The following is a 24,408-nucleotide window of genomic DNA, read 5'->3' as shown; positions in this document are numbered from 1 at the left end:
ATATAGTGGCATAACAAGTCAGGAAAACACTGAATAAATGCCTTCATGACAGGGTAACACCTTCAATCATGTAGCATGAGCTCTCACTACGCTTAAAGGATAGCTAGCTTTTCAGGGTGCGATTAATGGGTTGGACTTATGTTTTCTGGGCGGCATTTGTAGAAATTTTCTGGGTCCTGGGATTGAAGTATTCAGACAATCTCTGGATGTGGTCTGGAACGGTTGTCGCTCTCATCTTCAGCTTTTATTTCATCATCAAGGCCTGCGCCGTGCTGCCTTCCGGGGCGGTCTATGCAACCTTCACAGGCTCCGGTGCGGCCGCCATCGCCATTATCGACTTCACCCTGCTCGGCGAGCCGTTTACCTTCCTCAAGGGGCTGTTTATCCTGTCTATCATTGTTGGGGTTGTCGGGGTTCAGCTCACCACTGGAGCTGACCAGAAGCCACTTGAAAAGGCTCCGACCTCAAAGGGAGGCCGTGCATAAATGGCTTGGATCTACCTGTTTATTGCCAGTTTCGGAGAAATCTTTGGCGTTGCCAGCATCAACATGTATCTGAAAAGAAACTCATGGAAATGGCTGCTGACGGTTATCGTCGTCTTCTCATTGGGCTTTTACTTTCTTGCCCTGGCGATGCGCGAGATCCCTCTGGGAACCGCCTATGCGATCTGGACCGGGCTGGGAGCCACAGGGGCCGTCATCATGGGCGTGGTATTCTTCCAGGAGCCCATGAGCCGTCTCCGCCTTGTGTTCCTGACCTTTATCATCTGTGGTGCCGTCGGTTTAAAAGTCGTAGCATAGCAAGCCATGAGCGCCTTCTGCTGCGCTGGTGGCTGGCGCGACGCCTCGGCATTATGCCGCTGCTCCCTGAGCTTTGCTTACCCCCTCTTTGCTCTCTAATCGGACCTCTGCAACAATCGTGCTTTGCAACGACCAGCTCCTGCGCGGCAGGACATCTCGGCATCCTGGCGTACCCGCCAGACAAACACGGCCCATACCCCCATGCGAGTCTTGCTTTATAGCGATCTAGACGCGGAATCGATTCCCGGTTTCCGGAAGCTGCGCACCGCCCTGGAGGCGGACAACTTTCGCCAGGCCGATGTTCGCAAGATCGGCGACAACCTCTATCGGGCACGGCTCAACAAGCGCGACCGGGTGCTGTTTTCGCTTTACCGGCACGCGGGCGAGACCTGCTGTCTGATACTCGAATACCTGCGCAACCACGCCTACGAGCGCTCGCGCTTCCTGGCCGGCGACGCGGTGATCGACGAGGACAAGATTCCGCGCATTGCCACCCCGGAAGAAGCGGACGCTGAGTCCCTGGGTTATCTGCATCCAACCCGCGAACGCTTCCATCTGCTCGACAAGATCCTGACCTTCGACGATGAGCAGGAAGATATCTTCGCCTCCCCGCCGCCGCTGGTGGTGGTCGGTTCCGCCGGCAGCGGCAAGACGGCGCTGATTCTCGAGAAGCTCAAGGAAGCCATTGGCGAGGTGCTCTACGTCAGCCTTTCCTCCTATCTGGTGACCAGCGCCCGGGATCTCTACTACGCCCACGGCTACGACAACCCAGACCAGTCGGTGGACTTCCTGTCGTTTCAGGAGCTGCTGGAAAGCATCCAGGTGCCGCAGGGGCGGCAGGTCGAGACCCGCGACTTCCAGGCCTGGTTCCAGCGCCATCGCCAGGGCAGCGGTCTGAGCGATCCGCACAAGCTCTACGAGGAGATCCGCGGCGTGATCACCGGGCCGGTCACCGAGGGCGGCTGGCGTTCCCGGGAGGAGTACCTGGAGCTCGGCGTCAAGCAATCGATATTTCCGGAAACCGATCGACCCCGGGTCTATGACCTCTTCGAGCGCTACCTCGTCTTCCTCGATGAGCAGGGGCTCTATGATCCCAACCTGGTCGCCCACGATCACCTCGCCCTCGTGCGGCCAAGCTACGACTTCGTGGTGGTCGACGAGGTACAGGACATCACCAACGTGCAGCTCTACCTGATCCTGCACACCCTGCGCGAGCCCGGTCAGTTCCTGCTCAGCGGCGACGCCAACCAGATCGTGCACCCCAACTTCTTCTCCTGGGCCAGCGTCAAGTCGCTGTTCTTTCATGAGCGCGGCCTGACCGGTCACGGCGAAGTGGTGCGCATCCTGCACGCCAACTATCGCAACGCGCCGCTGGTCACGGCGCTGGCCAACCGCATCCTCAAGCTCAAGCATGCGCGCTTCGGCTCGGTGGATCGCGAGAGCAACTACCTGGTGCGCAGCGCCGTCGAGCAGTCGGGGCAGGTACAGCTGCTGGAGAACCGGGAAGCGCTCAAGCACGAGCTCGACAGCCGCACCGCGCGCTCCACGCGCTTCGCGGTGGTGGTACTGCATCCTGAGCAGAAAGCGGAGGCCAGGCGCTGGTTCCGCACCCCCCTGGTCTTCTCGATCCAGGAAGCCAAGGGGCTGGAATACGACAGCGTCATCCTTTACAACGTGATCAGCGATGATGCAGAGATGTTCCAGAAGATCGCCAGGGGCGTGGACTCCGAGGCGCTGGAGCGCGAGGAGCTCAGCTACCGCCGCGCCAAGGACAAGCACGATAAATCGCTGGAGATCTACAAGTTCTTCATCAATGCCCTCTACGTGGCGGTGACCCGGGCGGTGCGCCATGTCTACCTGGTGGAGACGCGGCTCGACCATCCGGTGCTGAAACTCCTGCAAGTGGAAAGCCTGGAAGGTGAACTCCAGCTGGAGCAGGACGACTCCTCCCTCGAGGACTGGCAGCATGAGGCCAGGCGCCTCGAGCTTCAGGGCAAGGACGAGCAGGCCCAGGCGATTCGCGAGCAGATACTGGAGGAACAGCCGGTGCCCTGGACGGTGCTGGACCGCGCCGGCTTCGAGGCGCTACGCGATCGGGTCCTCGCCGAGGGCGGCAAGAAGGAGCGCCTCGAGCTCTTCGAATACGCCCTGCTTCACCATCACCGCCCCACCCTGAACGCCCTTGCCGAGGCCGGCTTTAAGCCCGCCCTGGACGCCGAGAGCAAGGCGATGCGCCAGCTCCACCGTAACCATTTCATGAGCTACGAGATGAAGCATCCTACGGCGGTGTTCCGGGATACCCAGCGCTACGGCGTGGATCATCGCACGCGTTTCGGCCTCACACCCCTGATGATCGCGGCGCGGCTGGGCAACGCCACTCTGGTGGAGCAGCTGATCGAGCGGGGCGCCGACCCGATGCTGACCGCTAACAATGGCTTCACCGCCCTGCACTTCGCCCTGGAGCAGGCGATGCTCGACGACGCCTTCGCCCGCCAGCGCCTGGCCGGCCTCTATCCCCTGCTGGCGCCGGCGAGCCTTGGCGTGCAGGTCGACGGCCGCCTGGTAAAGCTCGATCGCCGACTGATGGAGACCTTCCTTCTTGAGCTCCTTCAGGCCATGTTCTATCGCCATCTCGGCCCGGCCATGGTATGGCACCAGGGCTACACCGCCCAGGATATCGAGGCCTGGGTGGCCCGGCTTCCCGACCGGGTCCTGCCGCCGCGCCGCAAGCGACGGCAGTATCTCTCGAGCATCCTGTCCAAGAACGAGCTCCGGCGCGAGGATCGCTACAACCGCAAGCTGTTCCTGCGCCTGAAACGCGGCCATTACGCGCTCAACCCGGCCCTGAAGCTTCGCGACGGCTCGGCGTGGATCCCGTTGCACCAGCGGTTCCCGCTGGAGGACCTGGACATCCGCCGCTTCGCGGAAACTCTTTCTCCCCAGGAGGCTCGCCGGTTTGGCGCCGATTTCCTGCACGACCATGATCGGTGGCAGCGGGATCGTCTGGACACCCTGCGCCGTGTCCTGGAGATAGATCGGTCTGGGGAGGGCGCGAATCAGCCTTGAGAGTCACCGCCTGCGTCATGTCCCCAGGCCGCGGGGAATGACTGGTTATCCAGCCCCTCGAAACGATCCGTCACGTAGCGGCTGTGACAGGCCACGCAGGATTCGGTCATGCGGTTGAAGGTATTGACCTGGGCCTGGGTATCCTGCTGTTTGCCCGCCTCGGCCAGCGACGCCGCCAGCCGGTGGAAGCGCCCGTCCATCTGCAGGAATTCCTGGGGCACCGCCGCTACCAGATCTTGTTCATCCTGCTCGGTCAGGGACTGCTCGAGAATAAAGCTGTCGTGGATGGCCTGCCCCTTCTGCGCCACCTCATTATGCTTGCCCTGGATGATGGCGCTGTAGGTCTCCTGCATCGCCGCCTCGATCTCGACCATCTCCTTGACCAGCAGGCCACGCAGCTTATCGGTCAAATCAGGCCCCACGGGCTGCGCGGCGACAACCGCGCCGCTCGTTGCCAGGCTCGCCAGCATCGCGACGGACAGGATGGTTCGATAGCTCTGCTTCTTGTTCATGGCTTGCACCTCGCTTCAGGTTGGCTTGCTCGTCACGAAGACGCCGATCGAGCGCGGCCGCCGGCGTAGCGACTAGAAGTGGAAGACCTTGGTATCCGGATCGCGCATCATTTCGGCCATGGGACCGGGCTCGGCGGCGCTCACGCCCTCGCGCAGATCGCTTTCCTGATAGTCGCTATTGGGCAGGTAGAGCGCGCAGACCGCTACCTTCGCCCCGTCGTCCATGATCATCTGCAGCAACCCTTCGGGCTTCATGTCCTTGGGCGCCAGGGCGGATTCGCTCTGGTAGTCGGCGATCGCCAGATCCCCGGCCTGGTCGCAGAGCAGGATGTTCAACTCCGCGCCCTGCTGCTGCATGGTGCGGGACAGCACCATAGCCATGCCCTGGGTCTGCAGCGAATCGCTGGTGACGATCACCATGGCTTTCTCTGCGGCACCTTGCTCGGCGGATGCTTCGGAGCTTGCGTGGGAAGCAAGGCTGGCACCAAGCCCCAAAGCGAGAGTAGCCAGCGGCAGGAAGAAACGAGTTAAGCGTGATGAGTTCATTGGTTTTCTCCTTGATATGTGTCTCCCGGCGGGAGAGCGCTCCTCCCCGAATGTAGAGAAGGTCGTTACACTATAGCTTTTTAATTTATTTTTTAATATAATATTTTCTATAACATTGTAAATAGACCCCAACGACAATGCGACAAGAGATCGCACTGGAAATTGACCGGTTTCGGGAGAGCGCGGACAAAGCGGGACAGCGGCTCAAAGGGGGGGGAGCATGAATAAAGCATTGACACGGCGAATCCTGTGGGGGCTCGCGACTACCTTACTGGCGCTTGTGTCGAGCGCGACGCCAGCGCTGGAACGCACCGTGCCCTCAACGGCAGATCACAAACGCTTCGAGGAGCTGCAAGGCCCTTTCGACTCGGGGCCCGACGTCACCGAAGCATGCCTTGGCTGTCACACCGAAGCCGCCGATCAACTCCAGGCGACCACTCACTGGACTTGGGAGTATCTGCACCCCGAGACTCGACAGCTCCTCGGCAAGCGCCACGTGGTCAACAGCTTCTGCGGCTCGGTGGCCTCCAACGAGCCCTTCTGCACCAGCTGCCACACCGGCTACGGCTGGAAGGACATGCGCCAGGAGCCACCGATTGCCAATAACCGCGTCGACTGTCTGGTCTGCCACGACACCACCGGCGACTACTGGAAATCCCCCACCGGTGCCGGGCATCCCGCTTACGAACTCCTCGACCCTGCCGACGAAGGGGCCAGACAGCCGCCCGATCTGGCCCGGGTTGCCCAACACATCGGCCCGTCCGACAAGCAGAACTGCGGCAGCTGCCACTTCTACGGCGGCGGCGACGACGGCGTGAAGCACGGCGATCTGGATTCATCGCTGATCAATGCTCCCCTGTCGCTGGACGTGCACATGTCCGCAAACGGCGCCGACCTTGCCTGCGCCGACTGCCACACCACCTCGGCGCACAGCGTTAGCGGCAGCCGCTATCTGGCTACGGCCCGGGATACCCAGGGCATCGACGTGCCGGGCCACACCGACTTTTCGCGGGCTTCCTGCGAATCCTGTCACGGCGTCGAACCGCATGGATCCACCAAGCTCAACGAACACGTCGATCAGGTCGCCTGCCAGAGCTGCCATATCCCCGAATTCGCTCGCGGCGGCGTCGCCACCAGGACCTGGTGGGACTAGTCCACTGCCGGACGGCTCGGCGAGGATGGCGAGCCGCTCAAGATACGCGACGAGGACGGCAATCTGGAATACCTAAGCACCAAGGGCAACTTCCGCCATGATGAGAACGTAGTGCCCGAGTATCGCTGGTTCGACGGTGACGTCCGCTATACGCTGCGCACCGATCCGCTCGACGATAGCCAGCAGCCCATCGAGATCAACAGCCTCAAGGGCAGCCACGAAGATCCGGATTCGCGCATCTGGCCGTTCAAGATCATGCAGGGCAAGCAGCCCTATGATCCGATCAACAAGCATCTGCTGGTCAACCACGTCTACAGCGCCGACGACGATACCGCACTGTGGACAAACTTTGACTGGGCCAAAGCGCTGAAGGCCGGCACCGAATACGCCGATCAGCCCTACAGCGGCGAATTCAACTTCGTGGAAACCCGCATGCACTGGCCGATCACCCATATGGTAGCGCCCAGCGAAGACGCCCTGGCGTGCAGTGAATGCCACTCCCGCAACGGGCGATTGGCGGCGCTGTCCGATTTTTATCTTCCCGCCCGGGACCGCAGCATCTGGCTGGATCGCCTGGGCTGGAGCGCCGCCCTGCTGGTGCTGGCCGGCAGCCTGACCCACGCCGGCGGACGAATCGTGACTCGGCGTCGGAGGAAACGCTCATGAAACGCGAAATGATCTACAAGCGCTTCGAACGCTTCTGGCACTGGAGCCAGGCGGCGCTGATCTTCTTTCTGATGTTCACCGGCTTCGAGATTCACGGCAGCTACCAGGCGCTGGGCTTCGGCCCGGCAGCCCGGCTGCACGGGTTCGCGGCCTACGCGCTGATCGGCCTGTGGATCCTGGCGATCTTCTGGCACCTCACTACCGGCGAGTGGCGCCAGTACATCCCCACCGCCGACAGGCTGGGCGCGGTGATCCACTATTATCTGATCGGCACTTTCACCGGCGCCGAACACCCTTTCCGCCAGACCACCCAGGCCAAGCACAATCCGCTGCAGCGCCTGGCCTATCTGGGTTTCAAGCTGGTGATCTCCCCGGCCATCTGGGTCTCGGGGCTGCTGTATCTTTTCTACAATCACTGGCCCGCCTGGCTGCAAGACAGCATTACCCTGGGCAATGTAGCCCTGGTACATACCGCAGCGGCCTTTGCCATGCTGATCTTCGTGATCGGCCACGTTTATATGGCCACCATGGGCAAGACGGTTTTCAGCATGGTCAAGCCCATGATCACCGGCTATGAAGACACCCGGGAGCGCCCGCCCGCAAAAGGCGTGTCCGGCCGAGAATTCGTCGAGACGCGGCGCCCGCCCAGCAGGAGGTAATCCTTCAAAATGATCCCTGTATGTCGCCTTCTGCTGTGCGGTTTCGCCGTCGTCCTGTTCAGTCTCGGCGCCCAGGCGGAAATTCCCGTCACAGAGGTCAAGCGGGATGCCCTGCACGAGTCGCTGCGACTCGACGGAATGATCGAGGCTGTGCAGCAGAGCACGGTTTCCGCCCAAACCTCGGGCACGGTGATGCGCCTGCCCTTCGACGTGGACGACCGGGTGGCCGCCGGCGAGCTGATCGTGCAGTTGGAGGACAGCGAACAGCGTGCCCGGCGCGATCAGGCCCGGGCTGGCCTTGAGGACGCCCAGGCAAGTTTGCAAGATGCTCGTCAGCGCTTCACTCGGTCGCAGTCCCTGCGCAAACGTAACCTGGTCTCGCAACAGGACTTCGACCAGGCCCGTAATGCGTTGACCAGCGCCCGGGCCGGCGTGAGTCGCGCCGGGGCCGCTCTAGCCGAGGCTCGGGAGCAGCTGGAATACACTCGCGTCCGCGCTCCCTATAGCGGCATCCTGATCGAACGACACGTCGAGGTAGGCGAGTCGGTCAGTCCCGGTCAGCCGTTGCTGACCGGGCTGTCGCTGAAGAAGCTGCGGGTAGTGGTTGATCTCCCCCAGCGCTACGCCGACCTGGTCAGGGTCCAGCGCCAGGCCCGGGTGACGCTGGCAAACGGCCGTATCCTGAAGACCGGCGAGATGACCTTCTATCCCTATGCGAGTGAGCAGGCCCACACGTTTCGCTTGCGCCTGGCGCTGCCGGAGCCCGGCGAAGGGCTCTATTCGGGCATGCTGGTCAAGGTGGACGTGCCGGTGGCCACTCGCGAGGCGCTGTGGGTGCCGGCCGGCGCGGTCTTCCACCACAGCGAGCTGACCGCGGTCTTCGTGCTGGATGACGACGATCGTCCGCGTTTGCGCCAGGTCCGCACCGGCATCGAGCGCGACGGCCGGGTCGAGGTGCTGGCCGGGCTCGACGAAGGCGAACGGGTGGCGACGGCCCCGGAGGCTCTGTTCGGCAGCGAGTGGCTCGATATCGCCGAGGGAGAGGTCAGTCAGTGAGTCATCCCTTGCCTTCGGTCGGCCCCTCCGGCGTCATCGCTCGCGTCTTCCAGAACTCTCAATTGACCCCGCTGCTGGCGCTGATGGCGATCCTGCTGGGTATCCTGTCGGTGGTGATCACGCCCAAGGAGGAAGAGCCCCAGATCGACGTCACCATGGCGGACATCTTCGTCGGCCTGCCCGGCGCCAGCGTCGCCGAGGTGGAAAGCCTGATCGCCATTCCCGCGGAGCAGGTAATGAGCGAGATCGAAGGCATCAAGCACGTCTACTCGGTGTCGCGCCAGGGTGAGGCGGTGATCACCGTGGAGTTCGAGGTGGGCCTTAGCCGTCAGGAAGCGCTGGTCCGGCTGTATAACCAGGTCTACTCCAACCAGGACTGGCTGCCGGCAGATCTCGGCGCCAGCCAACCGCTGGTCAAGCCCCAGGGCATCGACGACGTGCCCATCATGACCCTCACCCTGTACGACCCGAGCGGCAGTCGCACCGGCGCGGAGCTGACCCGGCTCGCCCACACCCTGGAGGTGGCGCTCAAGCGGGTGCCCGGTACCCGCGACATCTACACCGTGGGCGGTACCCCGGACCGGGTGGAGGTGCGCTTCGATCCCGCGCTGCTCAAGGGCTTCGGCCTCACCCTGGGGGATATCGAGGACGCCCTGCGCGCCGCCAACGCCAGCACCCAGGAGAGCCGCATCACCCGCGACGGCGTATCGATCCCGCTCAAGACGGGAACGCTACTTGCCGATGTCGAGACCCTGCGCCGGCTGGTGGTCGGCATGCACGAAGGGGCGGCGGTGTTTCTCGACGACGTGGCCGAGGTCAGCCGAGGCGACAGCAATCCGGATCACAGCGTGATGATGGGCTTCGGTCCGGCGGCAAGCGAACGGCCCGGAACCGCCGGCGAGCTGTACCCCGCCGTGACCCTGGCCATCGCCAAGAAGCCGGGGGAAAACGCCATCGATATCACCACCGCCATCGAGCGGCGTCTGAAAGGCCTGCGCAATCGAGCGCTACCGGAAGGCATCGAGGTGGTGGTCAGCCGCGACTACGGCGAAACCGCCTCGGCGAAGGCCCGCCAGCTGATCTCGGACCTGATCTCCGCGACCCTGGGCGTGGTGCTGCTGGTACTCGCCGCCATGGGCTGGCGCCAGGCGCTGATCGTCGGTGTGGCGGTGCTGGTCACGCTGCTGCTGACCCTGGTCTTCTCCTGGGCCTGGGGCTTTACCTTGAACCGGGTATCGCTGTTCGCGCTGATCTTCTCCATCGGCATCCTGGTGGACGATGGCATCGTGATCACCGAGAACATCAACCGCCGCATCCGCACCAGCCGCCATCCGGTCAAGGACATCATCCCGGTGGCGGTGGACGAGGTAGGCACGCCGACCATCATGGCCAGCCTCACCATCATGGCGGCACTGCTGCCCATGGCCTTCGTCACCGGATTGATGGGGCCCTACATGAGCCCGATCCCCATCAACGCCTCTGCGGGCATGGTGATCTCGCAGATCGTCGCCTTCATGGTAACGCCCTGGCTGGCCCTGCGCCTGCTGGCCCATCAAAAAGGCGTCGCCGCCCAGGCCGAGGAGCAGGCGACCAATTCCGCCGAGGGCGTCAATCCCACGACCCGACGCTGGTTCGGTCGGCTGCTCACGCCGTTTCTTGGCGCGCATCGCTGGCGTCGGCGGCGGCTCGCCCTGGGCGTGATCGGCCTGATGCTGCTGGCCGCCGCCCTGCCGATATTCCAGGCGGTGATCCTCAAGATGCTGCCCTTCGACAACAAGTCTGAGCTGCAGATCGTCGTCGACATGCCGGAGCACACCCCCATGGAACGCACCCAGCAGGTGCTGCTGGCCCTGGGCGAACATCTGGAAACCGTGGATGAGGTCGCCAACTGGCAGGCCTATGCCGGCACCGCCTCGCCGCTGAACTTCAACGGCCTGGTGCGTCAGTATTATCTGCGAGCCGACCCCTACCAGGGCGATATCCAGATCAACCTCGCGGAGGAATCCCGGCGGGAGCGCCAGTCTCACGAGATCGCCACGGCCATCCGCCCGGCGCTGCAGGCCATCGGCGAACGCTTTGATGCGGCGGTAAAGATCGTGGAAGTACCCCCGGGGCCGCCGGTGCTCTCACCGCTGGTGGCGGAAGTCTACGCCGCGGATCACCGGCGCCGAGCGGAACTCGCCACAAGCCTGGCCGAACGCATGGCGAGCATCGAGGGGGTGGTGGACATCGATACCACCCTGACCGCACCCACCCGCCAGTGGGATCTGGTGGTGGACCGGGCCCGGGCGGCGCGTCTCGGCGTTTCCCAGGCCCAGGTGGTGGAAACGATCCAGACCGCGCTGGGAGAGCACAGCCTCGGCTATCTGCACGATGAGCATGCCAAGTACCCGGTGCCCATCCGGGTCATCCTCAGGGAAGGCGACAAGGCGCAGCAGGCGGCGCTGCTGTCGCTCGCGGTGAGAAGCCGCGGCGGCGAGCTGATCCCGCTGGCGAGTATCGCCGAGTTCCGCGAGCCGGCCTGGCAGGGGGCGCGCTATCACAAGGATCTGCTGCCGGTAACCTACGTCACCGCTGACATGGCGGGCAAGATAGACTCGCCGCTGTATGGCATGTTCGCGCTGGTGAGTGAGTTGAACGGTGAACCGGAAAGCCCAGCCCAGTACTTTATCCGCCAGCCGCCCCTGGCGGAGCTTGGCGCACTCAAGTGGGACGGCGAATGGCAGATCACTTTCGAGACCTTCCGCGATATGGGGGCGGCCTATAGCGTGGGCGTGTTCATGATCTTCCTGCTGCTGGTGGCCCAGTTTCGCTCCTATGTGCTGCCGCTGGTGATCATGGCGCCAATTCCGCTGACCCTGATCGGCATCCTGCCGGGGCATGCCCTGCTCGGTCGGGAGTTCACCGCCACCAGCATGATCGGCATGATCGCGCTGGCCGGGATCATCGTGCGCAACTCCATCCTGCTGGTAGTCTTCATCAAGCAACTACTTGATGAAGGCGTGGCGCTGGACGACGCGGTGGTGCTGGCCGGCGCGGTACGCATCAAGCCTATCGCTCTGACCGCGATCTCGGCGATGGTCGGCGCCTATTTCATCCTGAGCGACCCGATCTTTAACGGCCTGGCGATCTCGCTGATCTTCGGCCTGATCGTATCCACGCTGCTGACCATTCTGGTGGTGCCACTGCTCTATTACGTACTGGCGCGGCGCGGCTGGATCTGATGGAAATGCGTCCTGTTGATGTGACGAACGCTATGGGACCGAGGCGCAGTATGCGGCGGCGTTAGGGCAGACGCGCTGGTTGGACCGCTCGCGCTGCCAAGGCGCATTCCGCTCGCTGGTCCGCCGGCTGAAGCTGAAGCGAACTTTTATGCAACATTGCTAATTTTTTCGGATACTAACAGGGAGAACCACCTTGCTGGAACGGTTACAACGCCTGCTTGGGCTTCAGACCATCCCCGGTGTCTTTTTTACATCTGCGGCAATAGCTTCGCTGTTTGTAATACTGGCTATTCCTTTCGACCAAGCTGTTGCTGACTCGTTCGGTGTTCTCACGGGGTGGGTCGCCAGGAACCTGGGCTGGTTCTACATAGTGTCGGTTTCCGCGCTACTGGTGTTTCTGCTCGGGCTGGCGGTCAGTCGTTATGGTGTTATCCGCCTGGGCGGTGATGATTCCCGGCCGGACTACTCCAACCTTACCTGGTTCACCATGCTGTTTGCCGCCGGCATAGGCACAATTCTTATGTTCTGGGGTGTGGCTGAGCCAATTTCACACTTTGCCAACCCGCCATTTGAAGGAGTTAGTGCTGGCAGTAAACGGGCGGCCGGTGATGCCATGACGTTAGCGCTTTATCATTTTGGCCTGCACACCTGGACCATATTTGCCATGCCCGGGCTGGCCATCGGTTATTTCGCCTACCGACACAATCTGCCTATGCGCATCAGCAGCCTGTTCTATCCGATTCTGGGTAAGCGGGTATACGGACCCCTGGGCTGGGCGGTAGATGTGATAGCCGTGCTGGGCACGCTGTTTGGTGTGGCCACTTCCCTTGGCCTTGGCACCTTGCAGCTTAATAGCGGGCTATCTTATCTGTTTGGTGTTCCTTCAACAGGGTGGGTACAGGTGGTACTGATTGCGGTGATCGCCAGTATCGCTGCCATGTCGGTGGCATTGGGGCTGGACAAAGGCGTGCGCCACCTGTCTCAGATCAATATTTTTCTCGCGCTGCTACTGATTCTTTTTGTACTGATTGTGGGCCCAACGGTGTTCATGGCCGAGGGAATGGTTCAGGCGGCGGGTGATTATTTTGACAACCTGCCCTGGCTTTCCTTCTGGACGCAGACATTCACCGAGTCTGGCTGGCAGCGCCAGTGGACCCTATTTTACTGGGCCTGGACCATTTCCTGGGCGCCCTATGTGGGTATTTTTATTGCCCGGATTTCCCGGGGCCGGACTATCCGAGAGTTTGTTATCAGTGTGCTGTTTGCACCGACCGCTTTCACTCTGGTTTGGTTTGGCGTGTTTGGACTTTCCGCCATTCACGTTGAAATAAACGGACAGGTGGCACTGGCAGAACAAGTGCAGCAGGACCCTTCGGTGGCGATTTTTGCGTTTCTTGAGGCGTTCCCGCTGGCGAATGTGGCGTCATTGCTCAGCATTATCATCATCGTCATTTTCTTCACGACGTCTTCTGACTCAGCGTCTCTGGTCATTGATATGCTGACCCGACGAGACGATCAGCCGTCGCTGGTGCGCCAGCGTATTTTTTGGGCAGCAGCTCAGGGCGTTATTGCGGCAACGCTACTTCTTGCTGGCGGACTGGATGCGTTACAGAACGTGATCACATCTCTTGGGCTACCGTTCTGCCTGTTGCTGATATTTATGGCGGTTTCGCTATTTCGGGCAGTGAGAGCCGATTATCGAGGATATTCCGTCAATGAACTCGTGCAGGGGCGTGCATTCCCGGAAGTGAAGGCGACTGCCGTACCGAAAAAGGAGAATCAAGATGTATCATAAGATACTGCTAGCCATAGACTCTGAAGATGATGGCGAAGGCAAGCGCTCACTGGAAGAAGGCGTGAAATTACTGAGTGAGGACGGTGAGTTGCTTCTTGGCACGGTATGCAATCCAGGTGGGGCGGGTTTTTTCCCCCATGTTACCCCGGAAAAGCCGGAAGAGCGGGAAAAAGAAGCCCGGGAAAACCTTCGCTTGCTGGTGCGCAAGTATCTGCCTATGGCTATGCAGGATGGCGTCACTCTCCACGTAGCAGCTGGCAAACCTGCTGAAAAGCTAGTGGCGCTGGCGGCCAAGACCTGTGTGGACCTGATTATTCTGGTGTCCAAGGGAGCCGGCAGTAGCCGCTGGCCAATGCGCCGGGCCACAATTGAATATGTAGTCACTAACGCACCTTGTTCCGTACTGGTGCTGCCAACACTGATGAAAGCAACGGACGAAACCAGCGAGAGCGACGAACGTTAACCTGGATTCATAGAATAACTGCGACACTGTGGACTGCACGGGGGTGATGTCGGTGACTAAATCCATCACCGGGCTGGTGGGCGAAACGCTGGTGGCCGAAGGTGCGCTGGACGATCAGGCGCCGATGCGCTGGGCTGGCTGATTGCTCGCAGCACCGGGCAAAGCGTCGCCGACTGGCTGGCCGAGCGGGTATGGTCGCACCCGGGCACCGAGCGCGAAGCCTTTTACACCGTTGACTCGATCGGCACACCGTTTGCCGGCGGCGGCTTTAACGCCACGCTGCGCGATATGGGCCGCCGGGGGCAATTGGTGCTCGATCGCGGCGAGCTCGATGGTGAGCAGCTGATCCCCGCCAAGACCATCGAGAGCATTCGCCAGGGCGGCGATCCAGATGCCTTTGCCAAAACCGCCAACGCGGCCAACGCGGCCAGCGATGCGACCTCGCTACCCGCCTACCGCGCCGTGGGCGATTACCTGATGGAACGATAACGCTGCTATTTAAGTACATGATTGTATGTATAATTGGACAGGAATAGAGACCTGATCCGCAGCTCGCGGCCCAAGGCAGGGACAGACACCATTCCAGCGTCCTCCTGGACTGGAAACAGTGGGCAATGCGCAAAATAAATCGTTCAACGGCAAGTTGCTTAACGTCACAGCCACATGGCTCGGCGAGGAGTACAGGCATGACACAACCCGGACACATTTCGCCGTCAGACGGCCACCTGCGCCTTGTTGGCGACTGGACGCTGGCGCATTTTTCCCGCCTGAGAAATGAGGTTGAGCAGCAAACGAAAAACCATCCAGCGCTGGATCTCTCGCAGCTTGACGCCCTGGATACGGCCGGTGCCGCTTTGCTGGCAAAGCTCATTGGCGCCGAGCGACTCGCGGCCATCGACGACTGGGCCCCCGAGCTTCCGGCTGAGCGCCGGGCCCTGCTGCGTACCGTAGCCGATGCCATGGCACAAAGCGCCCCTCCCCAACCCCGCCCTGCCCAACCGGTAAAGGACTTCCTGGCCGAAACCGGCCGGCGGGTTGAAACCCTCTGGCATCAGCAGCGCCAGCTTTTGGGCTTCATGGGCCTGGCGCTGGCAACGCTTGCCGCCGGTATCTGGCGGCCGCGTCGCTGGCGTCTGACGTCGTTAGTCGCACAGATCCATCAGACGGGCCTCAATGCCCTGCCTATCGTCGCCCTGCTGACCTTCCTGGTGGGCGCCGTGATGGCCTTTTTGGGCGCCACGGTGCTGCGCGACTTCGGCGCCACGATATATACGGTGAATCTGGTCGCTTTCGCCTTCCTTCGCGAGTTTGGCGTGTTGCTGGCCGCTATACTGGTTGCCGGCCGCACGGCCAGCGCCTTCACTGCCCAGCTTGGCGCCATGAAAGCCCACGAGGAACTCGATGCCATCCGCGTCCAGGGGCTTGATCCGATGGAACTGCTGGTGCTCCCCCGGGTGCTGGCAACAATGGTGACCATGCCGATCCTTACCTTCGTCGGCATGGTCTGCGGGCTGATCGGTGGCGCCCTGGTCTGTCTGCTGGCACTGGACATCTCGCTTACCCAGTTTCTTGCCATCTTACAGCGAGACATCCCGCTGAAGCACTTTTTGATCGGGCTAAGCAAAGCGCCGTTATTCGCCTTTGTGGTCGCCTTGATCGGCTGCCAGGAAGGCTTCAAGGTCAGCGGCAGCGCTCAGTCGGTAGGCGAGCACACCACGTCCAGCGTGGTACAGTCGATTTTTATGGTTATTCTGCTTGATGCCGCCGCGGCGCTTTTCTTTATGGAGATGGGCTGGTGAATCAGGCCGCAGACGCTCAGATAGAAGACCCACTGATCCGGGTACGTGGATTGGAAAACAGCTTTGGCAGCCATGTCGTCCATGAGGACCTTGATCTGGACCTGCGGCAGGGTGAAATACTCGGAGTGGTGGGCGGCTCGGGTAGCGGCAAGTCGGTATTAATGCGCAGTATTATTGGCTTGTTGCGCCCCAAAGCCGGCGCTATTACGGTGTTCGGCAAGGACCTACAACGGCTCACCGCACAGGACCGCTCGCGAGTGGAAAGGCGTTTCGGGGTGCTCTTTCAGCGTGGTGCGCTTTTCACCTCCCTGACAATCGCAGAGAACGTGGCTCTGCCACTGATCGAACATGCCGGCCTTGCCCGGGACGATGCAGAGATGCTAGCGCAGGTTAAACTGGCACTGGCTGGCCTCCCCGCCCAGGCGGCGGCCAACTACCCCGCCGAACTCTCCGGCGGGATGGTCAAGCGCGCGGCCCTGGCTCGCGCCCTGGCGCTGGATCCCGAGGTATTGTTCCTCGACGAGCCCACCGCCGGTCTTGATCCCATTGGCGCGGAAGCCTTCGACCGCCTGCTGCTGACTCTGCGCGACGCCCTTGGGCTCAGCGTTTTTCTGGTCACCCACGACCTGGATACCCTTTATGCGACTTGCGACCGGGTCGCTGTGCTGGCACGCCGTAAAGTGCTGGCCAGCGGCCGGCTCGATGTAGTCGCGACCCTCGATGACGACTGGATTCGCGACTACTTTCAGGGTCCACGGGGGCGTGCTGCCCGCCATATTTCCCATACTACCGAGGAGAGCTGATCATGGAACCCCGCGCCCACCACGTGCTGATCGGACTATTCACGATAATCACTCTGGGTGGCGCTCTGCTGTTTGCTCTGTGGCTCGGCAAGACCAGCGTCGAGCGCGATTACGCCTACTACGAAGTCGGTTTCAACCGTGCCGTCAGCGGACTCTCTGAAGGCAATAAAGTCCAATACAGCGGTATCGAAGTGGGCAATGTGGTCAGGCTAAGTCTCGACCCCGAAGATCCACGGCACGTGCGCGCGCTGATCCGTGTCTACAGCGATATTCCCGTCAAACAAGACACTAGCGCAAGCCTTGCTCTGGCGAACATCACCGGTAGCATGAATATCCAGCTACTTGGCGGAACCCCGCAAAGCCCACGCCTGCAAGGCAACCGCAACAATCCGCCGATGATCGAGGCCAAGCCTTCGCCACTGAACTCGCTGCTCTCTAACAGCGAGGAACTCTTCGCCCAGGTCGACACCCTGTTGGAAAAAGCCAATCGGCTGCTCTCCGAGGAAAATGCCGAGCACCTGACGCGCATCCTGGGGAACGTCGAAATCGCTTCGCAGACGCTGGTCGACGAGCGTGGCGCCATCGATCAGGCTTTGACCCAGTTCAGTCGCGCCAGCGTACAGGCTGAAAAAAGCCTGGCAAGTTTCACTCGTCTGAGCGAGTCCGCTCAGGGTTTACTGGACGAACAAGGCCGCCCCACCCTACAAGCAGCACGGCAGGCGATGCGCGACCTGGCAGCCACCACCGCACGCCTGTCAACGCTAACCGCCACTCATGAAGGTTCGCTTTCTCAGGGCCTGCAAGGCGTCGGCGACCTTGCCCCCGCCATGCACGAGCTGCGCAGCACCCTGGGCCAGCTAAACCGCATCACACGTCGTCTTGAAGAAAGCCCGGCCGATTTCCTGCTTGGCCGCGACCCAATCCAGGAGTTCACGCCATGATCCTGCCCGCGCGCCTCAGTATTCTCCTCGCCGTGTTAATGACCCTGCCGGCCTGCAGTCTGCTACCCGATCAAACACCGCAGCGTACCTTCCTGCTGCCGGCCACGACGCAGCCTGCCGCGCCAGCGCCAGCGCTTGATACGACGCTGCGCCTGGAAACGCCTCGCGCCGCCCAATTACTCGCCAGTCCACGCATTCTGGTACGTCCCAACCGTCAGGAAATAAGCGTCTACGCCGGAACACGGTGGAATGACGATGCGCCGGCGCTGCTGCGCGATCGTCTCATCGAGGCCTTTCGCCAGGACGGACGCCTGGCAACAGTGGTAAGAGAAGGCAGTCGAGTCCAGAGCGACCTCACTCTAAGCAGCGATCTCGGCGCCTTCCAAAGCGAGTACAACGGTGACCAGGCTCCGCAGGCAGTCATCCGCCTAGACGTGCAGCTGCTCGACGAAAGCAACCGCAAAGTGGTCGCCAGCCGGCGTTTCGACGTCCGTCAGCAAAGCGATTCTCCTCAACTTGAGTCGGTAGTCGACGCTTTCGGCCTGGCTGCCGACAAGCTCGCGACTCAGCTGGTCGACTGGGTTATCGCTAATACAAACAAGAACTAACGCGGCGTGCTGCCTGGTGGATGATCAATCACACGGGACCCGACATCTAGAAGCGATTGAGCGGCACTTTTAAGTAGACCTGGCCGTTATCTTCCGCCGGGGGAAGCTCGCCGGCGCGCATATTGACCTGTACCGAGGGCAGAATCAGCCGCGGCATGCCCAGGGTAGCGTCGCGCTCGGTGCGCATTTTGACAAACTCGGCTTCGCTGACGCCTTCGTGCACATGCACGTTGTGCGCGCGCTGTTCGGCGACGCTGGTTTCATGCTGATAGGTATCGCGCCCGGGGGCCTTGTAGTCGTGGCAGAGGAAAAGCCGGGTGTCGTCGGGCAGCGCCAGCACCTTGTGAATGGAGCGATAGAGCGCCCGGGCATCGCCGCCGGGAAAGTCACACCGGGCGGTGCCGTAGTCGGGCATGAACAGGGTATCACCGACGAAGGCGGCGTCGCCGATGACGTAGGTCAAACACGCCGGCGTATGGCCCGGGGTGTGCAGCACCCGGCCCATTAGCCCGCCGATGACGAAGGTGTCGCCCTCTGCAAACAGGCGGTCAAACTGGCTGCCGTCCCGGGCGAATTCGGCGCCGGCGTTGAACGCCTTGCCAAACACCTCCTGCACCACGGTGATATTGGCGCCAATGCCGGTCTGGCCGCCAAGCGTCTCGTGCAGGTAGGGCGCGGCGGAAAGATGGTCAGCGTGGACGTGGGTTTCCAGCACCCATTCCACCGTCAGCCCTTCGGCGCGGATAAACTCGATGATGGCATCGGCGGAGCGCACGTCGGTTTTCCCGGCGGCATAGTCGAAGTCCAGCACCGAGTCGATGATCGCGCAGGCGGTGCTTTGCGGGTCGCGCACTACGTAGCTGAAAGTGCGAGTGGGCTCGTCAAAAAACGCGGTAACCGCCGGCCGTTGATGGGCTTGGTCAGGCATAAAATATCCTCCATGGAAGCGCAACGTCAGTCGCTGTCATCCGCGCAGAACTGCGCGTAAAGCGTCTCGATCACCGCCATGACCTTGTCATCGACGATGCGGTAGTAAATCTGCTTGCCGTCTCGCCGGGTGGCGACCAGCGCTTCCCGGCGCAGCACGCCCAGCTGCTGGGAGAGCGTGGGCTGCTCGATGCCCAGCTCGCGTTCCAGCTCGCCGACGTTCATCTCGCCCTGGGAAAGCTGGCACAGCAGCATCAAGCGGTCGATATTGGCCAATGTCTTGAGCAGCTTGTGGGCCTCGCCGGCTCGCTCACGCAGGAGAGATAGCTCGATGTGTGTGGCGTCGGGCATAGCGCTTGGGTTCTCAGTTTCGTGGATGGCTTCAGTTTATCATAATACATTTTAGTTTTTAATATTATATTATTATTGAAAATTTACGGCATTACGGCTAGCCTATAAAAACTTGGCCCGTCAAGACAGCGCCCGGCCAACCTGCCGTCCGGGCTGTTCCTTGCTTCATCATGACTCGAGAGGCTTGCCCATGAATGTTCACCACACGTTTGCCTTGGGGCTACTGGTAACAACGCTGAGCGCCGGTCCGACACTGGCCAACTCACCCGACCAATATCGGGAAACCCAGTTGGGGCTTTACGTTGATGCCCAGGATGCCTATGCGCTGATGCAGGATGACGATAGCGCGGTGCTGATCGATGTGCGCGACCCGATAGAAATCAAATTCACCGGCTTTGCCACGCCCACTGATATTCATGTGCCCTGGTTGCTGGCAGACCGGGAGCACTTCAACGCCGAGGCGCAAACATGGCCGATGACCCAAAACACGGACTTTGCCGATCAGGTGCGCGCACAGCTGGAGGCACAGCACGTTGCCGAGGATGACCCCATCATTGTGATGTGCCGCTCGGGCTCTACCCGTAGTGCACCGGCGGCAGATGCTATTCATGAAATGGGCTACAGCGAGGTCTATTCGGTTACCGATGGCTTTGAAGGTAGTCAACTGAAGGATGGCGACTCTGCCGGTGTGCGTGCGGTCAGCGGCTGGCGCAACGGTGGGCTGCCCTGGAGCTATAACGTAGATTCTGACGTCGCCTGGCAGCCGGAATTATAACGCCGGCCGGCATAAAGGAACACCACCAACGCCATCACACTGATACCCTGGAGAAGATCATGACTCGCAACGTAGGCAAGATCGATAAAACCGTACGCATCGCCGCCGGCATTGCGCTGATTCTGCTGGCGCTAACCGGCATCATCGGCGCCTGGGGCTGGGTTGGCATAGTGCCGCTGGCCACCGGCTTTTTCAGCTTCTGCCCGGCCTATCGCCTGCTGGGCTTGAATACCTGCCAGCGTAAATAGTGGCCATATAACCCGGCTTGCGTGGCTGGGTTGATGATAATCACAGCCACGCAGCGACAAGCGGGAGGCAATACTCCCGCCCGCACTAACTCGGCCAATCCGTTGTCAGGCCCGTTTCTTTCAAGACATCCCCTTTCAAGAGAGCTTTCATGTCACGACTCCCCATCATCAGCATGGAAAAAGCCGATCATGACGTAGCGCCTGCGCTTCAGGCCGTACAGCAACAGCTCGGCATGCTGCCCAACTTCTTTGCTGGCATGGCTCACCACCCGGGTACGCTCAACGCTTTTCTCGCCGCCCAGCAGGCCATCACCGAAGGCAGCCGGCTTACCGCTGCCCAGCGCGAAATCATCGCCCTCGCCGTGGCCAACGCCAACGGCTGCCGTTACTGCGTCAGCGGGCATACGCTCAGCGCCAGGGCGGCAGGCGTTAGCGCCGAGGCAGCCAAGCAGGCTCAGGCAGGCAAGGCCGAGAAGCCTCAGGACCAAGTGCTGCTGGACCTGGCACTAGCGGTGCTGGAACAGCGCGGCCACGTTACCGATGGCGCGCTGAACGCCGCCCGCGACGCCGGACTGGACGACGCAACGCTAGTCGAAATCGTCGGGCTGGTCAGCATCAACAGCCTGAGCAACTGGATGAACAACATGATTCGCCCGGCCATCGACTTTCCTGAAGTGGCGCTGGTCTAACGGGCGCACCCTAGGCACGTCTGGAATATCGACTTTGTTCCGGCGCCAAGGTGGTGGACGTTTACCTTCGCTATCTGCGCCAACGCCTCTATCGGGGTTTTGTGAGAGGCCGATTTATCGGGCGATGCAGGCCGCAGGACTGCTGCTCTTTTGCTGAGATCTGTAACAATGCGGAGAGAGAAACTGGCGCCCCTACCAGGATTCGAACCTGGGGCCTTCCCCTTAGGAGGGGGACGCTCTATCCGGCTGAGCTATAGGGGCAAAGGGCGAGGGCTTGAAAAAGCGCGGGCAGTATAACGCCATGGGCGGCGCGCGCCAACCGCTGAAGGCCTTTTCTTATACCCAGCCAGCAAGCTGCAGGGCAAAAATGCCGAGGGTGACGGTGACGCTTGCGGCCAGGGTGGTCATGGCGATGATGTTGGCGGCAAGCGCCGCATTGCCGCCCAGCGCCCGGGCCATGACAAAGCTGCCGGTGGCCGTGGGCGCGGCGAAGTACAAGAACAACAGGCCCAGCTCGCGGCCGTGAAACCCGAAAGCCAGCGCCGCAAGCGTGGCCAGGCCCGGCAGCCAGAGCATCTTGAACAGGCTGGCGCCAACAGCGGCGCGGCCGCTGGTGTAAAGGGCAGAAACCGAGAGCGTCCCGCCAATGCAGATCAGCGCCAGCGGCAGCGTAAGCGACGCAAACAGATCGCCGGTGTGCATCAGCCACCCGGGCAGGGTGATATCCAGCGCGGCAAACGGCAGCGCCGCGACCACGGCGATAATCAGCGGATTGGTGGCAATATTGCGCCCGAGGGTGGTGGCGCTGCTGGAGGTTTCTGGCTGGTGTACGACCAGGGCGACCACCGAGAGGCTGTTGTAGATCACGATCACCAGCCCGAGCAGCACGCTGCCGGCTGACAGGCCGTAGTCGCCGTACATGGCGTGCGCCAGCGCCAGTCCGACGATGCCGCAGTTGCCGCGAAAGGCTCCCTGGATGTAAGTGCCGCGGTCGGCCGGCCTCACGCGGTAGCGTGCCCATGCCCAGCAGAGAGTAAACTGAACGGCGGTGGCCAAGACAAAAAAGCCGAGCAGCGGCAGGTTCAGCGCCACGCCCAGATCGGCGCGTATCAGGCTGAGAAACACCAGCGCCGGCAGGGTGGCCTTGAAAATCAGCGATGAGGCAGTCCCCACAAAGGCGGCGTCAATCCAGCCGATGCGCCTCAGCCCCATACCGGCAAACACCATGACGAAAACCGGCAGCGTCACCTCAAGCGTGCGGGTCAGTATCTCCAGCAGCGGCATCAGTCAGGCTGCTCCGGCATGTCGTTTTCGTCCGGCATGCTGACAATCAGGGCGTTACGCCCCAACGCCTTGGCTTCATAGCTGGCGGTATCCGCCCTGGCAAGCGCCTCCTTCACCTCTTGATCGCCGGCGCTGAAGGCCGTGACCCCCATGCTCAGCGTCACGCGAAAATCGCTGTCGCGCGCGGTCACGACAATATCGGCCACGGCCTGGCGCAGGGCCTCGGCGATGGGCTGCGCCTGGGAGAGCGTACAGCTGGGCAGCAGCACGGCAAACTCATCGCCCCCCTGGCGGGCCGCGTAGTCGCTGCGGCGTACCTTAAGGTTCAACACCCGGGCAATGCGGCGCAGCATCTCATCGCCCAGGGCATGGCCACCTCGGTCATTGATGGGCTTGAAATGGTCAAGGTCGAACATCAGCAGCGCCGAAGGCGTGGCGGTTTTCTTGTATTCGGCAAAGGCTTCGTCCAGCCGGCGCTCGAACCCGCGGCGGTTCAGCAAGCCGGTAAGCGGATCGTGCTCGGCCTCCCAGCGCGTCAGCGCTTCCTGTTCGCGGCTCTGGGTAATATCTTTCATGGTGCCCACCAGGTCCAGCGTCTGCTCGCCCCGGGACAGCACCACGAATCGGGAGTGAATCTCCAGCCAGAGAAGAATGCCGTCCGACCGGATAAAGCGCAGCTGAAGCACAAAGTCGTTGCGCGCCGCCAGGCTTTCGCGCCACAGCTTGACGATGCCGTCGCGGTCATCGGGGTGAACATGGCTGAGCCAGCGGGCCGTGGTGATGGTGGACGAAAGGCCCAGCATCGCCAGCAAGGCCGGGTTCATGTAGGTGATGTCGCCGTCGAGATTGGCCACGAACATGCCCTCGGGGGTAGCGTTGAGCATTTCGTCCAGAAAGGCGCCGCGCTCTTTCAGGTCGTCAAGCAGAGCTTTACGCTCGGCCTCGACCTGATTGAACGTGCCGGCAATATCCTGAAACTCATTTACCTCACTCCCCAGCTCAATGCGCTCGCGATGCGCCCGGCCGACTTCGCCCATCTGCTGCTGCAGGTAGTACAGGGGCTTTAGCATCCCCCCCAGCACCCACCACAGCAGCGGCAGCATGCAAAGCCCCATTAAGCCCCAGACCCACCACAGCTGGCGGATAAACCCGGCAAGCGGCGCCCGGATCTCCTCAAGGGTGATGAAGCGTCCGACTACCCAGTTTGCCGGCCATACCTGCTTGTAGAGCTGTAGCCCCCTTTTGCCGCGGTACAGCTCGCCCACTGCCTCGCCCTCCCAGCCGTACATGGCGTTAACCAGCGCAGCGTTGTCGCTGAAAACGTCGGAGTCTGCCATGATCTTCGCCTGGTCGGGGTGATAAAGCACCTTGCCCGACGCGGTGAAGATGCCCACGTAGCTGCCGCGACGCACCTGCCGGTCCAGGCGGGTAAAGAGCTCGCCGCTGTCCAGGCTCATGACGCCGCCGACCATGCCGGCAAAGTCGCCGCTGTCATCGTGGCGCGGCACGCCGATGAGCACCAGAGGCACCCGGCTGGCCTGGCCGATGAGGGGCTCACTGACGTAGGGGCTTCCGGTGCCCTTGATCATGCGAAAATATTCCCGGTGGCTGATATTAAAGCCGCGGCGCTCTTCAAGCACCGGCCAGTCAGCCTTCAGGTTGCCGTCGGCATCAATGATCACCACCCCTTCGAACCACTCAAGCAGCGCATCGTTGTGCCGAAGCTGGCGCTGGAGAGAGGCCGAGACATCCGGCGTATCGGCCACGTTGGCGACGTGCTCCAGGGCGCTGATGCGCGACTGCACCTCCTGGGTGATTTCGTCGGCCAGCATGGTCGTCTCATAGCGCAGGTGCGCGACGCTGGTTTCCTGGACCATGCTTTTACCCAGGTACCAGGCGATGCCCAGCGCCAGCGCCACGACCAAAAGCCAGGTGCAGGCCAGGCCGAATAGCATTCGCCCTTTCAGAGAGCGAAATATCCCGGGGGCATGACGTTGCCAAATCCCCCGCAGCCATCGCGTTTTATCATCCTTTCGGACCATT

24 protein-coding genes and 1 tRNA gene are annotated in these 24,408 nt (G+C 61.7%); 18 read left to right on the top strand and 7 right to left on the bottom strand.

The window, feature by feature from the left end:
• Window positions 1–125 precede the first annotated feature (125 nt).
• The 3 genes from P1P91_RS05650 to P1P91_RS05640 all read left to right on the top strand — a co-directional run bounded on the left by P1P91_RS05650 (window position 126) and on the right by P1P91_RS05640 (window position 3,866).
• Entirely contained in the window at window positions 126–485 is a 360-nt protein-coding gene (locus P1P91_RS05650) for a DMT family transporter (protein WP_311885124.1), read from the top strand.
• Window positions 486–800 (top strand): DMT family transporter, encoded by a 315-nt coding sequence (locus P1P91_RS05645; RefSeq protein ID WP_311885122.1) that lies wholly within the window; start codon window positions 486–488, stop codon window positions 798–800.
• A gap of 201 nt (window positions 801–1,001) precedes the next feature.
• Entirely contained in the window at window positions 1,002–3,866 is a 2,865-nt protein-coding gene (locus P1P91_RS05640; RefSeq protein ID WP_311885121.1) for an ankyrin repeat domain-containing protein, read from the top strand.
• Here P1P91_RS05640 and P1P91_RS05635 read toward each other — a convergent pair.
• Together P1P91_RS05635 and P1P91_RS05630 are read right to left on the bottom strand one after the other, a co-directional pair.
• Window positions 3,857–4,378: a cytochrome c gene (locus tag P1P91_RS05635; protein ID WP_311885120.1), complete on the bottom strand. Its 522-nt coding sequence runs from the start codon at window positions 4,376–4,378 to the stop codon at window positions 3,857–3,859. The genes P1P91_RS05640 and P1P91_RS05635 overlap by 10 nt on opposite strands.
• 72 nt (window positions 4,379–4,450) lie before the next feature.
• Window positions 4,451–4,924, bottom strand: a complete 474-nt coding sequence (locus P1P91_RS05630) for a hypothetical protein (protein ID WP_311885119.1) — start codon at window positions 4,922–4,924, stop codon at window positions 4,451–4,453.
• 220 nt (window positions 4,925–5,144) lie between these two features.
• Here P1P91_RS05630 and P1P91_RS05625 point away from each other — a divergent pair, with 220 nt between their 5' ends.
• The 12 genes from P1P91_RS05625 to P1P91_RS05570 all read left to right on the top strand — a co-directional run bounded on the left by P1P91_RS05625 (window position 5,145) and on the right by P1P91_RS05570 (window position 18,091).
• Window positions 5,145–6,077, top strand: coding sequence for a multiheme c-type cytochrome (locus tag P1P91_RS05625; protein ID WP_311885117.1), 933 nt, complete (start codon window positions 5,145–5,147; stop codon window positions 6,075–6,077).
• A 42-nt stretch (window positions 6,078–6,119) separates the two neighbouring features.
• Window positions 6,120–6,743 carry a hypothetical protein gene (locus P1P91_RS05620; protein ID WP_311885709.1) on the top strand — a complete coding sequence of 208 codons (624 nt, stop codon included), beginning with the start codon at window positions 6,120–6,122 and terminating at the stop codon, window positions 6,741–6,743.
• Window positions 6,740–7,402, top strand: coding sequence for a cytochrome b/b6 domain-containing protein (locus P1P91_RS05615; RefSeq protein ID WP_311885116.1), 663 nt, complete (start codon window positions 6,740–6,742; stop codon window positions 7,400–7,402). Before P1P91_RS05620 ends, P1P91_RS05615 begins: the two co-directional genes overlap by 4 nt.
• 9 nt (window positions 7,403–7,411) lie before the next feature.
• Window positions 7,412–8,458, top strand: a complete 1,047-nt coding sequence (locus P1P91_RS05610) for an efflux RND transporter periplasmic adaptor subunit (protein WP_311885115.1) — start codon at window positions 7,412–7,414, stop codon at window positions 8,456–8,458.
• Window positions 8,455–11,682, top strand: a complete 3,228-nt coding sequence (locus P1P91_RS05605) for an efflux RND transporter permease subunit (RefSeq protein ID WP_311885113.1) — start codon at window positions 8,455–8,457, stop codon at window positions 11,680–11,682. Before P1P91_RS05610 ends, P1P91_RS05605 begins: the two co-directional genes overlap by 4 nt.
• A gap of 193 nt (window positions 11,683–11,875) precedes the next feature.
• Complete coding sequence (locus P1P91_RS05600; RefSeq protein ID WP_311885112.1) at window positions 11,876–13,477, top strand: BCCT family transporter; 1,602 nt, start codon at window positions 11,876–11,878, stop codon at window positions 13,475–13,477.
• The gene (locus P1P91_RS05595) at window positions 13,467–13,940 is read left to right on the top strand and encodes a universal stress protein (RefSeq protein WP_311885111.1); all 474 of its coding nucleotides are present in this window, start codon (window positions 13,467–13,469) and stop codon (window positions 13,938–13,940) included. The genes P1P91_RS05600 and P1P91_RS05595 overlap by 11 nt, the downstream gene beginning before the upstream one ends.
• Window positions 13,941–14,249: 309 nt before the next feature.
• A complete protein-coding gene (locus tag P1P91_RS05590; protein WP_311885110.1) occupies window positions 14,250–14,429 on the top strand; it encodes a hypothetical protein in 180 nt (59 codons plus the stop codon).
• 197 nt (window positions 14,430–14,626) lie between these two features.
• Window positions 14,627–15,739 (top strand): ABC transporter permease, encoded by a 1,113-nt coding sequence (locus tag P1P91_RS05585; protein WP_311885108.1) that lies wholly within the window; start codon window positions 14,627–14,629, stop codon window positions 15,737–15,739.
• Complete coding sequence (locus tag P1P91_RS05580; RefSeq protein WP_311885107.1) at window positions 15,736–16,542, top strand: ABC transporter ATP-binding protein; 807 nt, start codon at window positions 15,736–15,738, stop codon at window positions 16,540–16,542. The genes P1P91_RS05585 and P1P91_RS05580 overlap by 4 nt, the downstream gene beginning before the upstream one ends.
• A 2-nt stretch (window positions 16,543–16,544) precedes the next feature.
• Window positions 16,545–17,483 (top strand): MlaD family protein, encoded by a 939-nt coding sequence (locus P1P91_RS05575; RefSeq protein ID WP_311885106.1) that lies wholly within the window; start codon window positions 16,545–16,547, stop codon window positions 17,481–17,483.
• Window positions 17,480–18,091: an ABC-type transport auxiliary lipoprotein family protein gene (locus tag P1P91_RS05570; RefSeq protein ID WP_311885105.1), complete on the top strand. Its 612-nt coding sequence runs from the start codon at window positions 17,480–17,482 to the stop codon at window positions 18,089–18,091. The genes P1P91_RS05575 and P1P91_RS05570 overlap by 4 nt, the downstream gene beginning before the upstream one ends.
• Before the next feature lie 46 nt (window positions 18,092–18,137).
• Here the strand turns inward: P1P91_RS05570 and P1P91_RS05565 are convergent, their stop codons facing one another.
• Together P1P91_RS05565 and P1P91_RS05560 are read right to left on the bottom strand one after the other, a co-directional pair.
• Window positions 18,138–19,019: an MBL fold metallo-hydrolase gene (locus tag P1P91_RS05565; protein WP_311885104.1), complete on the bottom strand. Its 882-nt coding sequence runs from the start codon at window positions 19,017–19,019 to the stop codon at window positions 18,138–18,140.
• A gap of 26 nt (window positions 19,020–19,045) precedes the next feature.
• Entirely contained in the window at window positions 19,046–19,369 is a 324-nt protein-coding gene (locus P1P91_RS05560; RefSeq protein WP_311885102.1) for an ArsR/SmtB family transcription factor, read from the bottom strand.
• 190 nt (window positions 19,370–19,559) lie between these two features.
• On the opposite strand from P1P91_RS05560, the gene P1P91_RS05555 reads away from it, so the two are divergent.
• The 3 genes from P1P91_RS05555 (at window position 19,560) to P1P91_RS05545 (ending at window position 21,081) form a co-directional block, all read left to right on the top strand.
• Entirely contained in the window at window positions 19,560–20,144 is a 585-nt protein-coding gene (locus P1P91_RS05555) for a rhodanese-like domain-containing protein (RefSeq protein ID WP_311885101.1), read from the top strand.
• 59 nt (window positions 20,145–20,203) lie between these two features.
• Window positions 20,204–20,392, top strand: a complete 189-nt coding sequence (locus tag P1P91_RS05550; protein WP_311885100.1) for a YgaP family membrane protein — start codon at window positions 20,204–20,206, stop codon at window positions 20,390–20,392.
• A 149-nt stretch (window positions 20,393–20,541) separates the two neighbouring features.
• Window positions 20,542–21,081 (top strand): carboxymuconolactone decarboxylase family protein, encoded by a 540-nt coding sequence (locus P1P91_RS05545; RefSeq protein ID WP_311885099.1) that lies wholly within the window; start codon window positions 20,542–20,544, stop codon window positions 21,079–21,081.
• A 184-nt stretch (window positions 21,082–21,265) separates the two neighbouring features.
• Here P1P91_RS05545 and P1P91_RS05540 read toward each other — a convergent pair.
• The 3 genes from P1P91_RS05540 to P1P91_RS05530 form a co-directional block, all read right to left on the bottom strand.
• Window positions 21,266–21,342: transfer RNA gene (locus P1P91_RS05540), tRNA-Arg, on the bottom strand.
• Window positions 21,343–21,417: 75 nt separating this feature from the next.
• Window positions 21,418–22,365, bottom strand: a complete 948-nt coding sequence (locus P1P91_RS05535; protein WP_311885097.1) for an AEC family transporter — start codon at window positions 22,363–22,365, stop codon at window positions 21,418–21,420.
• Window positions 22,365–24,320, bottom strand: a complete 1,956-nt coding sequence (locus P1P91_RS05530; RefSeq protein ID WP_311885095.1) for a diguanylate cyclase — start codon at window positions 24,318–24,320, stop codon at window positions 22,365–22,367. The genes P1P91_RS05535 and P1P91_RS05530 overlap by 1 nt, the downstream gene beginning before the upstream one ends.
• Window positions 24,321–24,408: the final 88 nt, after the last annotated feature.

The sequence above is a fragment of the Halomonas piscis genome, from assembly GCF_031886125.1.
GTDB classification, from domain to species: domain Bacteria; phylum Pseudomonadota; class Gammaproteobacteria; order Pseudomonadales; family Halomonadaceae; genus Vreelandella; species Vreelandella piscis.
Note: the sequence above shows the minus strand (reverse complement) of the source record. Positions and strands in the feature narration are given on the sequence as shown.

Coding starts and splice junctions, on each gene's coding strand:
- P1P91_RS05650 (WP_311885124.1), top strand. CDS start 126: ATGGGTTGGACTTATGTTTTCTGGGCGGCATTTGTAGAAATTTTCTGG.
- P1P91_RS05645 (WP_311885122.1), top strand. CDS start 486: ATGGCTTGGATCTACCTGTTTATTGCCAGTTTCGGAGAAATCTTTGGC.
- P1P91_RS05640 (WP_311885121.1), top strand. CDS start 1,002: ATGCGAGTCTTGCTTTATAGCGATCTAGACGCGGAATCGATTCCCGGT.
- P1P91_RS05635 (WP_311885120.1), bottom strand. CDS start 4,378: ATGAACAAGAAGCAGAGCTATCGAACCATCCTGTCCGTCGCGATGCTG.
- P1P91_RS05630 (WP_311885119.1), bottom strand. CDS start 4,924: ATGAACTCATCACGCTTAACTCGTTTCTTCCTGCCGCTGGCTACTCTC.
- P1P91_RS05625 (WP_311885117.1), top strand. CDS start 5,145: ATGAATAAAGCATTGACACGGCGAATCCTGTGGGGGCTCGCGACTACC.
- P1P91_RS05615 (WP_311885116.1), top strand. CDS start 6,740: ATGAAACGCGAAATGATCTACAAGCGCTTCGAACGCTTCTGGCACTGG.
- P1P91_RS05610 (WP_311885115.1), top strand. CDS start 7,412: ATGATCCCTGTATGTCGCCTTCTGCTGTGCGGTTTCGCCGTCGTCCTG.
- P1P91_RS05595 (WP_311885111.1), top strand. CDS start 13,467: ATGTATCATAAGATACTGCTAGCCATAGACTCTGAAGATGATGGCGAA.
- P1P91_RS05585 (WP_311885108.1), top strand. CDS start 14,627: ATGACACAACCCGGACACATTTCGCCGTCAGACGGCCACCTGCGCCTT.
- P1P91_RS05575 (WP_311885106.1), top strand. CDS start 16,545: ATGGAACCCCGCGCCCACCACGTGCTGATCGGACTATTCACGATAATC.
- P1P91_RS05570 (WP_311885105.1), top strand. CDS start 17,480: ATGATCCTGCCCGCGCGCCTCAGTATTCTCCTCGCCGTGTTAATGACC.
- P1P91_RS05565 (WP_311885104.1), bottom strand. CDS start 19,019: ATGCCTGACCAAGCCCATCAACGGCCGGCGGTTACCGCGTTTTTTGAC.
- P1P91_RS05560 (WP_311885102.1), bottom strand. CDS start 19,369: ATGCCCGACGCCACACACATCGAGCTATCTCTCCTGCGTGAGCGAGCC.
- P1P91_RS05555 (WP_311885101.1), top strand. CDS start 19,560: ATGAATGTTCACCACACGTTTGCCTTGGGGCTACTGGTAACAACGCTG.
- P1P91_RS05550 (WP_311885100.1), top strand. CDS start 20,204: ATGACTCGCAACGTAGGCAAGATCGATAAAACCGTACGCATCGCCGCC.
- P1P91_RS05545 (WP_311885099.1), top strand. CDS start 20,542: ATGTCACGACTCCCCATCATCAGCATGGAAAAAGCCGATCATGACGTA.
- P1P91_RS05535 (WP_311885097.1), bottom strand. CDS start 22,365: ATGCCGCTGCTGGAGATACTGACCCGCACGCTTGAGGTGACGCTGCCG.
- P1P91_RS05530 (WP_311885095.1), bottom strand. CDS start 24,320: ATGCTATTCGGCCTGGCCTGCACCTGGCTTTTGGTCGTGGCGCTGGCG.